This window comes from Bacillus sp. NEB1478 (genome assembly GCF_031582965.1).
Taxonomy (GTDB): domain Bacteria; phylum Bacillota; class Bacilli; order Bacillales; family Fictibacillaceae; genus Fictibacillus.
This window is the reverse complement of the sequence record NZ_CP134049.1, coordinates 3853804-3865925: the sequence shown is the minus strand read 5'-3', so window position 1 is coordinate 3865925 and position 12122 is coordinate 3853804. Positions and strand designations below refer to the sequence as shown.

At 38.7% G+C, this 12122-nt stretch carries 11 protein-coding genes and 2 tRNA genes; all 13 read left to right on the top strand.

The annotated features are described in order from the left end of the window. The first annotated feature begins 19 nt into the window (after positions 1-19). The 13 genes from RGB74_RS19755 to RGB74_RS19695 all read left to right on the top strand — a co-directional run bounded on the left by RGB74_RS19755 (position 20) and on the right by RGB74_RS19695 (position 11554). Positions 20-250, top strand: coding sequence for an anti-sigma-F factor Fin (locus RGB74_RS19755; protein ID WP_310760898.1), 231 nt, complete (start codon positions 20-22; stop codon positions 248-250). A 96-nt stretch (positions 251-346) separates the two neighbouring features. Continuing rightward, positions 347-3886: a transcription-repair coupling factor gene (gene mfd / locus RGB74_RS19750; protein WP_310760897.1), complete on the top strand. Its 3540-nt coding sequence runs from the start codon at positions 347-349 to the stop codon at positions 3884-3886. 146 nt (positions 3887-4032) lie between these two features. Then, positions 4033-4569 (top strand): stage V sporulation protein T, encoded by a 537-nt coding sequence (gene spoVT / locus RGB74_RS19745; protein WP_310760896.1) that lies wholly within the window; start codon positions 4033-4035, stop codon positions 4567-4569. 890 nt (positions 4570-5459) lie between these two features. Next, positions 5460-7043 (top strand): putative polysaccharide biosynthesis protein, encoded by a 1584-nt coding sequence (locus tag RGB74_RS19740; RefSeq protein WP_310760895.1) that lies wholly within the window; start codon positions 5460-5462, stop codon positions 7041-7043. After that, positions 7044-8483 carry a bifunctional methyltransferase/pyrophosphohydrolase YabN gene (mazG, locus tag RGB74_RS19735; RefSeq protein ID WP_310760894.1) on the top strand — a complete coding sequence of 480 codons (1440 nt, stop codon included), beginning with the start codon at positions 7044-7046 and terminating at the stop codon, positions 8481-8483. It abuts the gene before it with no gap. 128 nt (positions 8484-8611) lie between these two features. Beyond that, complete coding sequence (locus RGB74_RS19730) at positions 8612-8884, top strand: HU family DNA-binding protein (protein ID WP_310262516.1); 273 nt, start codon at positions 8612-8614, stop codon at positions 8882-8884. 2 nt (positions 8885-8886) lie between these two features. After that, positions 8887-9150, top strand: coding sequence for an RNA-binding S4 domain-containing protein (locus RGB74_RS19725; RefSeq protein WP_310262519.1), 264 nt, complete (start codon positions 8887-8889; stop codon positions 9148-9150). 243 nt (positions 9151-9393) lie between these two features. Then, complete coding sequence (gene yabP / locus RGB74_RS19720; protein ID WP_310760893.1) at positions 9394-9702, top strand: sporulation protein YabP; 309 nt, start codon at positions 9394-9396, stop codon at positions 9700-9702. Further along, positions 9699-10298 carry a spore cortex biosynthesis protein YabQ gene (gene yabQ / locus RGB74_RS19715; protein ID WP_310760892.1) on the top strand — a complete coding sequence of 200 codons (600 nt, stop codon included), beginning with the start codon at positions 9699-9701 and terminating at the stop codon, positions 10296-10298. The genes yabP and yabQ overlap by 4 nt, the downstream gene beginning before the upstream one ends. A gap of 20 nt (positions 10299-10318) precedes the next feature. Beyond that, positions 10319-10678 carry an FtsB family cell division protein gene (locus tag RGB74_RS19710; protein ID WP_310760891.1) on the top strand — a complete coding sequence of 120 codons (360 nt, stop codon included), beginning with the start codon at positions 10319-10321 and terminating at the stop codon, positions 10676-10678. Positions 10679-10767: 89 nt separating this feature from the next. Next, on the top strand, positions 10768-11208 hold the full coding sequence (locus RGB74_RS19705) for a S1 domain-containing RNA-binding protein (RefSeq protein ID WP_310760890.1): 441 nt from the start codon (positions 10768-10770) through the stop codon (positions 11206-11208). Positions 11209-11380: 172 nt separating this feature from the next. Continuing rightward, a tRNA-Met gene (locus RGB74_RS19700) sits at positions 11381-11457 on the top strand. 22 nt (positions 11458-11479) lie between these two features. After that, positions 11480-11554 (top strand) — tRNA-Glu (locus tag RGB74_RS19695). Positions 11555-12122: the final 568 nt, after the last annotated feature.

The following is a 12122-nucleotide window of genomic DNA, read 5'->3' as shown; positions in this document are numbered from 1 at the left end:
AACCGAAAGGGGACATGGCATGGCCATTCATTATCGGTGCAGGCATTGCAGCACACATGTCGGCACAATTGATCACCATACTGTAAATGTTTCTCAGCTTGGATTTGAAGCTTTAAGTGTGGAAGAACGGCAGGAATTACTCTCCTATAAAGAGAATGGAGATATAGAAGTCACAATTGTTTGTGAGGATTGTCAGGAAACATTAGAACGTTATCCTGAGCTCCACACATTAAAATCATTTATTCAATAAGGTGTTGCTTTGGCCTGGCATGCGAGGACCAAAGCCTTTTTCTGTTTTTTTATCACAATATACAGCAACGAACGGCCTTGTAAGGGGGAGGAAGCTTTGTTAGGTTTAAAAAAATATTTTAGTCAGGGAGAAGACTATCAATCCATACTTGACGGTATTAATGCCGGACTGAAAGAACAGCTTGTTGCAGGTCTTTCGGGTTCTGCCCGTACGATGCTTATCAGCAGTCTGCATGAAACTACTGGAAAACCACAGCTAGTTATCACACATAATTTGTTTCAAGCTCAAAAATTGTATGAAGATTTAGCTTCTCTTCTAGGTGAAGAAAAGGTCTATTTATATCCGGTCAATGACTTGCTTTCTTCAGAAATGGCGATATCGAGCCCTGAACTGAAAAGTCAAAGAATCGAGACACTAAATTTTTTATATTCAGGTTCAAAAGGGGTTATTATTACTCCAATCGCAGGTTTAAGAAGATTCCTGCCGCCAGAAGAGGTATGGAAGAAAGCTAGTTTATCTTTTCGCCTTGGGGAAGAGCTGGATTCAGATCAAATTTTAAATAAACTTGTAGCGATGGGGTATGAAAGAACTTCAATGGTCCAATCTCCAGGGGAATTCAGTGTAAGAGGCGGAATTATTGATATCTTTCCGCTGACAGAAAAAGATCCTTTGCGAATTGAACTTTTTGATACAGAAGTGGATTCCATTCGGTACTTTGAAGCCGAAACACAGCGATCCAAAGATAAAGTAAAAGAGATTGCTATTACGCCCGCTGAAGAATTAATTTTATTTAATGAGCATTATGAGCAATCTGCCAACCAAATTGAAATGAAATTAGCTTCAACTTTGAAGAAACTGAAAGATGATTCTTTAAAGGAATTATTAGTCGAGAATATAAGCTATGAGGTCGGACAGCTGCGTGAAAAACAAAAATTTCAGAGTATGTATAAGTACGCGTCGCTATTTTATGACAAGCCCGCGAGCTTGCTGCAATATATTTCTTCAGATTCCTTAATTATTATGGATGAAATCGGGCGTATTCAAGAAACGAGCCAGCAGCTGGATAAAGAGGAAGCTGAATGGCAGACAGCGCTTCTTGAGCATGGGGAACTCGTCCAGGACCTGCAGATTTCTCCTGATTTAAATATGCTTTTTGGAGATAAAAAAAGCTTTCATGTTATTTACTTGTCCTTGTTTTTAAGGCATGTACCTCATACTCAGCCGCAAAACATAATAAATGTAGAGTGTAAAAGCATGCAAAATTTCCATGGGCAGATGAATGTATTAAAAGGCGAGTTGGATCGATGGAAAAAGCTTGGATTCTCAATTGTATTTATTGCTTTAAATAAAGAACGGGCTAATAGACTGGAAAGAGTGCTCTCAGATTATGAACTGGATGCTGCCATAATTGACAGTGACAAAGAAATACAGCCTAAAATAGCTCAGATTATTATTGGAGATTTAGCGAGCGGATTCGAATCTGTTAAGCAAAAGCTGGCTGTCATTACGGAAGAAGAAGTATTTACGAAAAAAGCTAAACGTCCTGCTAGGAAGCAGCGTATGACTAATGCCGAGCGGATTAAAAGTTATTCAGAGTTAAAAGTCGGAGATTATGTCGTTCATGTTAATCATGGTATCGGAAAATACTTAGGGATCGAAACTCTCGAAATAAAAGGGGTCCACAAAGATTACCTGCATATTAAATATTCCGGTAACGATAAACTTTACGTTCCAGTTGAACAGATTGACCAAGTTCAAAAGTATGTGGGCTCTGAAGGGAAAGAACCTAAGATTTACTCGCTAGGCGGAAGCGATTGGAAAAAAGTAAAAAGCAGAGTTCAATCTTCTGTTCAAGATATTGCAGATGATTTAATTAAGCTTTATGCAGAACGCCAAGCAAGCAAAGGTTACGCGTTTACAGAAGATGGTGCAGAACAAGGCGAGTTTGAAAGCAGTTTTCCATATCAAGAAACAGATGATCAGCTTCGTACCATTGATGAGATTAAAAAAGATATGGAAAGCGTCCGACCGATGGATCGCTTATTGTGCGGTGATGTAGGGTACGGAAAAACCGAAGTAGCAATACGTGCTGCTTTTAAAGCGATTATGGATGGCAAACAAGTGGCTTTCCTTGTTCCGACCACTATTCTGGCTCAACAGCATTACGAGACGTTCCGTGAACGGTTTTCTGAGTTCCCTATTACGATTGGCAGCTTAAGCCGCTTTCGGACGAAAAAAGAACAGAATGAGGTCATTAAAGGTTTAGGTACAGGAACAGTGGACATTGCGATCGGAACTCATAGACTTTTATCAAAAGATGTCCAGTACAAAGACCTTGGTTTATTGATTATTGATGAAGAACAGCGTTTTGGTGTAACACATAAAGAGAAAATTAAAACGCTGAAATCAAACGTAGATGTACTGACCCTAACCGCAACTCCTATTCCGCGTACGCTGCATATGTCGATGCTTGGTGTAAGAGATTTGTCGGTTATTGAGACACCGCCTGAAAACCGCTTCCCTGTTCAAACGTATGTAATGGAATACAATGGTTCTCTTGTTCGTGAAGCGATAGAAAGAGAGATGGGGCGTGGAGGTCAAGTTTATTTCCTCTATAACCGTGTAGACTCTATCGAACGAATGGCCGAACAAATCTCTATGCTTGTACCGGATTGCCGTGTAGCTTATGCACATGGTCAAATGGGAGAAAATGAACTTGAAACGGTAATGATCGAGTTTTTAGAAGGTAATTACGACGTATTAGTATCTACAACGATCATTGAAACCGGTGTTGATATTCCGAATGTGAATACTTTAATCGTGAATGATGCAGATAAAATGGGCTTGTCACAGCTTTATCAGCTTAGGGGGCGTGTTGGACGTTCGAATCGGGTTGCTTATGCATACTTTACGTATCAAAGAGATAAAGTTTTGACAGAGGTAGCAGAAAAACGTCTGCAGGCGATCAAAGAATTTACAGAACTTGGGTCTGGTTTTAAAATTGCGATGAGAGACCTTTCCATTCGCGGAGCTGGTAACCTTTTAGGTGCCCAGCAGCATGGCTTTATTGATTCAGTCGGTTTTGATCTGTATTCGCAAATGCTTGAAGAAGCGATTGAAGAACGTAAAGGTACAAAACCAAAAGAAGTGGAAGAAGAAGTTGAGCTTAATATTGAAGTAGATGCTTATATTCCTTCGGGCTATATTGCGGATGAAAAGCAAAAAATTGAAATGTATAAGCATGTAAGGGCAGCAAAAACATTAAAAGACATTTCAGACCTGCAAGATGAATTTGTTGACCGTTTCGGGGATTACCCAGTTGAAGTAGAAAGCTTATTATTAGTAGCTGGAATTAAATTGCGTGCAAAAAAAGAAGGCATTACATCTATTGAACAGAAACAGGATAACGTGAACATGCTGCTCAATGAAAAATCAACAGCATCAGTCGATGGTGCAAAAATGTTTGAGATTGCCAATAAAATTGGGCGACACGTCAATTTGGGCATGCAAAATAATGTGATGAAAGTCGTTATTGCCCGAAAACGGATAAAGGATCTGGATTTGCTAAAACAAATTGACCTTTTCCTAAAAGAAATGAAGCATGCAAGGAAAGAAAAGACAACAAATACTCCATAAAATTTATTAAGCCCTCCTAATCGTGAATAGAACAGGAGATGTAACAAATAATAAACCTAGAAAATGGAACATTCTTTCTCGGAAGGAACCATTTTGTTGTTACATCAGTGAACTATCATCATCCGAAAATGGAGGGCTTTATTTATATGAAAGCGACTGGTATCGTTCGACGTATTGATGACCTGGGGCGCGTTGTTATTCCAAAAGAAATCCGCAGAACGCTGCGAATTCGTGAGGGTGACCCGCTTGAAATTTTTGTAGACAGAGATGGAGAAGTCATTCTAAAAAAATATTCTCCAATCAATGAATTAGGAGATTTTGCAAAGGAATATGCAGAAAGTCTTTCTGACAGTACAGGTCATGTTGTACTTATTGCTGACCGTGATACATACATTGCGGTAGCTGGCGGATCCAAAAAAGATTATCATAATAAAAGCATCGGAAAAGTCGTGGAAACATCCATGAGTGACCGTAAAACATTGGTGGAATCCAATGGAACTGAAGCCGAGCTTATTGACGGCATTAAAGAAAATACTTCCCATGTAATCGCACCTATTATTGCAGGCGGAGATCCGATTGGTGCTGTTGTCATGATCGGAAAAGAAGGTAAAAAACTTTCGGATTTGGAACAAAAACTTGCTGAAACAGCAGCAGGATTTTTGGCAAGACAGATGGAGCACTAGTATGGAGGAGGGCATAATTGCTCTTCTTTTTTTTGTTATTGGTGATTGATAAGCGTCGAATCTCGTCGTCACTCTCGTTTTCTCGGTGCTCATGTAGGGTTAACTACATTCCGCTCCTCGAAAATCTCACTTCCTCGACCTTCTTGCTTCTGAATCACCAACTATTTGAAAGATAAGCTGCGAATCTCTTTGTCAGTTTTGTTTCTGCGGTACTCACGTATGTGTAATACGATCCGTTCCTCGAAACTTCACTTCCTCGACCTTCTTGCTTCTAAATCACCAACTATTGGATGGATAAGCTGCGAATCTCGTCGTTACTCTCGTTTTCTCAGTGCTCATGTAGGGTTAACTACATTCCGCTCCTCGAAAATCTCACTTCCTCGACCTTCTTGCTTCTAAATCACCATCTATTTGATTGATAAGCATCGAATCTCGTCGTTGGTTTTGCTTCTGCGGTACTTACGTATGTGTAATATAATCCGTTCCTTGAAACTTTGTAAGCATGGAATTTAATTATGGTATAATACCTTGAATTCAAGAATAAAAGCTGTTTCTGTCGACTCGTGTCGTCCCGGGAAATATATTTGTTTTTTTCGTTAGCTCTTTTCTAAAGGCTCTTTTCTTAAAGATTGTTGCTCTGGTTTGTCTTGTTGATCTTCATCAATGACTAGTTGATTGAAGTGCAAGGTGCGAGACTCCTGGGGGAATAGTGGGACAGGTGAGACTCCTGAAAGTGCAAAGCGCTTAGGAGGCTCACCGCAACCCCCCCGGAAAGCGAGCGCCCTGAAACGGAAATCAATTGCTTACAAAAACATGATTGCGAAAACAGCCTTTTAAAAGATTCTTTTCTTAAATTAAAATCACCAGCAATGGATAGTTAGAGGTAAACCATGAAATCGAAAACATCTTCTGTATGGGAAGGTGCGATGCTGCTTACTGCAGCTGGCCTTGTCGTAAAATTATTAAGTGTTGTCTACCGAATTCCCTATCAAAATATGACAGGAGATTTCGGTTTTTATGTATTTCAACAAGCATATCCTTTTTATGCGATAGCGGTAGCCGTTGCATTTACGGGTTTTCCAATGGCGTTATCTAAAATGATAGCTTCTGAAAAAACGGTTAATGACCATCTTATAAAAACATCTTTTTGGACATCCTGTTTCTTAGGTGTTATTTCTTTCCTGCTTCTGTTTTTTTCTGCAACATACATAGCGGACTTAATGGGAGATTCCCAGCTTTATTTGCCAATACGTGTTATTTCGATTTTATTTTTGTTCATTCCGCTCTCCGCTTATTTAAGGGGAATGTATCAAGGATATGGTGACATGCAGCTGACGGCAGTATCACAGCTGATTGAACAGACGATACGTGTATCAGGCATATTGCTTTTATCTTACTACTTTGTCATGAACAATTATTCAAGCTATACAACGGGGGCAGGAGCAATAGCAGGTTCAGTACTCGGGTCTGCTGCATCGGGTCTGTTTTTACTCTTGTTTTGGAAAAAAGGGATTGCACCTCCTTATAGTTTTCAGGCGAAATTTCGATTTTTGTATAGTGCCGAATTGATGAAAACCAGTATTTATCTTTCGTTAAGTGCTTTAGTACTAGGGCTAATGCAAATGGTGGATGCGTTTCTTTTTGTAAACTTATTAATAGATCATGGAGTAAATTCTTATGACGCGAAGCTTATAAAAGGGGTTTTCGACAGAGGACAGCCACTTCTTCAATTAGGGACAGTTGCTGCGGCCTCGGTTGCATTGGCAGTTGTGCCTGAAATCGCTAGTCTCATGAAAAAGAAGCAGCATGTGGAGATTAAATCTTTAACATCACTGTCTGTTAAAATTTCTATCATTTTTGGCGGGGCTGCCTCGGCAGGTCTTATATGCATAATGAAACCGTTAAATGTTATGCTGTTCAAAAATGCTGAAGGAACATTTGCACTCGCCATTTTGTGCGGTTCTATTTTGTTTGTATCGCTTATATATACGTCTACAGGTTTGCTGCAGGGGATGGGGTATGGGCGATATGCAGCAATCGCGATATTGGCCGCTTTCTTAGTAAAAATCATTGGGAACATTGTTTTCATTCCTTTTTGGGGTGCTCCTGGTGCGGCAACATCAACGGTGTTTGCTACTTTTATTGCAGCGCTTATTCAGTTTATTAAACTACAAAAAGTTACACACTTTTGGAATGAAAGTAATATTCCAATCCTTTCTTACTTTTTCTCGGTGATCGCCATGATTATTATAGTTAAACTGTGGCTATTAGGGGTTCAGACGTATTTTGTGGAGATGAACAGCAGAGAAAATGCATCGTTTCTTGCATTAAGCTCTTCAATAGTTGGAGCTATTGTTTATTTTTTATGTATGATGAAATTTAAATTTTTTTCTGAAAAGGAGTGGGAGTCATTGTCTCATTCCGTTAGTATTGTGAAAAAGATTATGAGCCGACTTAAAAAAAGGAGACCATAAATGAAGAAGATTACAGTTATAGGACTTGGAGCCGGAAACTTAGATCAAATGACGTTAGGGATCTACCGGCTGATAAAGGAAACAGAAACGGTATATACAAGAACAAAAGATCATCCTGCTATTGAAGAGCTCGCAGCAGAAGGGAAATCTTTTATTTTCTTTGATGAAATCTATGAAAAACACGATCGGTTTGAACCGGTTTATGAAGAAATTGCTTCTGTACTTTTTCAAGCAGCACAAACAAATGATCATATTATTTACGCAGTACCTGGCCATCCGCTTGTGGCTGAGCAATCTGTACAAATACTTTTAAATAAAGCAGCTGAAAACAATGTAGAGGTAAGTGTTGCCGGCGGAAAAAGCTTTCTGGATGAAATGTATACTGCTCTGAAAATCGATCCCATTGAAGGATGCCAAATAGTAGATGGAACCGCTATGCAAAAAGATGAAATACAAATTCGGCATCATCTTGTAATTGTACAAGTGTATGACGCGTTTATCGCATCAGAAGTGAAGTTAACGCTCATGGAAAAATACCCTGATGATTATGAAGTAACAGTCGTAACTGCAGCAGGAAGTACCGGTGAATCGATAACGAGAGTTCCGCTTTACGAACTAGACCAAGCAGTCACATTAAACAACTTAACTGCTGTTTACGTACCGCCAGTTAAAGACGAATCCATGTTGTATCGCGATTTTTCTTTTTTGAAAAACGTAATTGCAAGATTAAGAGGTCCAGGAGGCTGTCCATGGGATCAAAAACAGACGCATGTCACTTTGAAAAAATATTTAATAGAAGAAGCATATGAAGTATTAGATGCGATCGACGAGGAAGATGATGAAGCCATAGCAGAAGAACTGGGAGATGTAATGCTCCAAATACTGCTGCATGCTCAAATTGGTGAAGAAGAAGGATTCTTTGCTATTGAAGATGTGATAGAAGCACTGACCGAAAAGATGATACGCCGCCATCCTCATGTTTTTGGAGATGTAAAGGCTGAGGATGCTGATGAAGTCGTTGCAAATTGGGAAGCGATTAAAGCGAAAGAAAAAGGGAAGTTAGAGCGAGAGTCGTTGCTTGATGGTGTTCCTACAGGGTTGCCTGCTATGCAAAGAGCATTTCAATACCAGAAAAAAGCGGCAAAAGTTGGTTTTGACTGGGAAGACATAGAACCGGTTTATGATAAGATTATGGAAGAGTTAAAAGAATTTCAAGATGCTGAAGGAGAAGAGCAGCTAAAAGAATTAGGAGACATCTTGTTCTCTGTCGTTAATTTAGCGAGATTTTATAAAATAGACCCTGAGGAAGCATTGAATGCAACAAACCGAAAGTTCTACAAACGTTTTAACTATATAGAATCGTCGTTAAAAGCAAAAAATCTTTCATTTGATGACGTTTCTTTAGAAGAAATGGACCGTTTTTGGAACGAGGCAAAATAATTTTTTTTTGATAGAAGAAGGATTATAGTGAGAAATAGAGAATATTTTCTCGAGAAATATCATGAAACCCTTAATTATAAAGGGTTTCTACCGAATTATTTGATAGAAACTTTAGGAGGTAATTAAAAATGAACAAAAATGAATTGGTAACAAATATCTCAGAAAAGTCAGGTCTTACAAAAAAAGACGTAGAAACAGTCGTTAATGGTGTAATTGAAGAAATCACTTCTGCTCTTAAAGATGGAGACAAAGTACAGTTTGTTGGATTTGGAACTTTTGAAACTCGCGAGCGTTCTAGCCGTACTGGCCGCAACCCTCAAACAGGAAAAGAAATTCAAATCCCAGCTGCAACTGTTCCAGCATTCAAAGCAGGAAATAAGTTAAAAGAGGCTGTTAAGTAAGCATGCGTTTGGACAAGTTTCTGAAGGTTTCCCGCCTTATCAAACGAAGAACTGTGGCGAAGGAAATCTCAGATCAAGGGCGTATCACAATAAACGGTCTGCAGGCAAAAGCGTCTTCTGATGTAAAAGTTGGAGATGAACTTGCGATTCGTTTTGGCCAAAAGCTTGTTAAAGTTAAAATCAACGAGCTTAAAGATACGACTAAAAAAGAGGACGCTGACAATATGTACACCGTTCTCGAAGAAAACCGAATCGAAAACGACTGAGAAAAGAACCTGAATTCTTCAGGTTCTTTTCGTTTTCTGTGAGTGGTTTAGCTTATAGTGTCCAGCTTCAATGACCAGCCCCTCGAGGTCACATTCTCTCCATCCTAGGATACAAAAAGCGTATCCGTTGTCAGGAGTTTATGTGCTTGTCGGGGCTAACAGGTCATTTCAGCATTTCTTGACAGCTTGTTCTATTTCTTCTGCTTGTTTCATACATTTGTATGGAATAGAGGAGGGGATTGTATGGACCAACGATATGATTACAATACGTATAATCAAAAGCCAGCTGCACCTAACCATGATGTGAGAATGGTTGGCCGTAAAAGTTTAGAAATCACTGGGGTTAAACAAGTTGAAAGCTTTGATAATGAAGAATTTTTGCTTGAGACGTCCATGGGTTTTTTAGCGATTCGCGGTATGAACCTAAAAATGAAAAACCTTGATGTGGAATCCGGAGTTGTAAATATCGAGGGGAAAGTATTTGACCTTGTATACCTCGACCAACAAAGCACAGAAAAGACTAAAGGCTTCTTTAGCAAACTATTCAAATGACCTTGACCGTTCAGTTTCAAACGATGGTTTCCATGGTGCTCATGGGAATATGGATCGGTATGGCGATAGACACCTACGGACGATTCATTCATGAGAAACGGAAATGGCATTGGTTTCATTTTTTAAATGATTTACTTTTTTGGCTGGTACAGGCTTTGTTGGTTTTTTATGTACTTTTACATGTCAATCATGCAGAAATACGTTTTTATATTTTTATAGCATTAATTTGCGGGTATGCAGCATATAGGGCGTTATTTGATAGGTTATACAAGAGGTTTTTGGAATGGATTGTTTCTGTCATTGTGTCTCTTTTTAAATTCCTTGCACGGCTTATTAACATTATGATTGTTATGCCGATAAAATGGTTGTTTATAATCTTATCTGGCATTATTTTATATGTACTGAATATCTTGCGGAAAACAGTATTCCTTTTGTTAAAAATTATTCTTTCCCCTTTTAAGTGGATCGGGAATCTCCTATGGCGTTTCATTCCGAAGCAAAAATGGTATAATTTCAAGGAGAAATATTTAAAGTTTGCAGGGTTTTTTCATTCCTTGAAGAATAAAGTCAGCAATTGGAAGGGAAAAAAGAAGTAAAGGAGGGGAAGCGCGAAAAAATGGGCCGAAAAAAAATAACAGAGATTCACTCACAATACATCCAGAATAAAGAGCGTCATGAAAAGGTGATCGCTAAACGTAAACGCGGGCTGTATAGGCGTTTAACGGGGGCTTTTATCGTATTTTCCTTTTTTGCTTTTTTAATTATTACAGGTATTGCCGAGCAACTCTCCCTTTTAAATGAGAAGCAGACAGAACAAAAAGAAATTAAAGAACAATATAAAGCTCTTCTAGAGGAAAAGGCACAACTTAAAGATGAAGTGAATAAACTAAATGACAAAGATTACATTGGAGAAATTGCCAGACGCGACTTTTTTATGTCAAAGCCTGGTGAAACTATCTTTAAACTTCCAGAATAAAGCATTACACGTTTATTGACACGCAGATTTTTTCGAATGTATAATAAGTATTGATATCTTTGAGATTTTTAAGGAGGAGCATTTTTTGCATGTCAATTGAAGTAGGCAGCAAGTTGCAAGGGAAAGTTACTGGAATTACTCATTTTGGAGCGTTCGTTGAGCTTCCAGGGGGTACGACAGGACTTGTGCATATTAGCGAAGTTGCGGATAATTACGTAAAGGACATCAACGAGTTTCTTAAAGTTGGTGATCAAGTAGAAGTTAAGGTAATGAGCATCGAGAAGGATGGAAAGATTGGTTTATCTATTAAAAAAGCAAAAGAAAATGTTGCTTCTACTAGACCAGCACCTTCCAGAGGCGGATTTAACAAATCCCGTAAAGGTCCTAATCGAGGTGGAAACAACCACTCTCCTTCATTGTCTTTTGATGATAAGTTGAGTAAGTTTCTTAAGGATAGTGAAGACCGACTCACTACTTTAAAACGTAGTACTGAATCAAAAAGAGGAGGCCGCGGCGGCCGAAGAGGATAATTGATGCATTTTTTATGCTCATTCTTCCATAGATTATAAATTTTTAGCACCCTTATTCTGAAGGGTGCTTTTTGTTTGTTTTCATATTAAAAATTTTATAAAAAATTTTTCGCAGAATGATTGACAGCTTTCTATTATTCTTGTATTATAACACTTGTGTCTTTTACAAAATGGCGGTGTAGCTCAGCTGGCTAGAGCGTACGGTTCATACCCGTGAGGTCGTGGGTTCGACTCCCTCCGCCGCTACCATTTTTTTCTGACATATCCCATTGGCCCGTTGGTCAAGCGGTTAAGACACCGCCCTTTCACGGCGGTAACACGGGTTCGAATCCCGTACGGGTCACCACTATACTTAAAATGTTAAAGCGTCTGGATATCAGATGCTTTTTTTGTTGTTTAAATTTTATTTAATCAAAGCATTCATACAAAGCAATGGTAAAAGGGACTGATTCCAATTTGTTTTAATATCGACTCTTGGTTACAGCTTCTTTCTTCATTCATTTGAGCCGTTTCCGGTACGTGTTCTTATAGCTGTTACACGAACCCGAACCCATATAAATGCAACTTGAATCCAATAAAAGCAGCTTCTGAAGCCACATAAATTACTCACGTGCCACATAAACCTCTTTTGTACAAATCTGCACATCCAAATCGCATAAAAAGAAATCGAAACTTCGGTTTTACCACCTCATTTACCTCATCTATGAATTTCTGAATATGCTATATTTTTTTCTCCATTATTCTCCTTAAAACGGCTTAAAAAGAGCTAGTATTTTTCTTTTTGCTACGAATGCTGTCCTCTTTTGATTTTCTTTCGTGAATTGGTGGAGAAGGTCGTCGAGAATTATTTTTAGAAAGCTTTGTTCTTTTGACAAAATCCTTGTTCTAAACCTGTTTATAATAGTTACACAAAT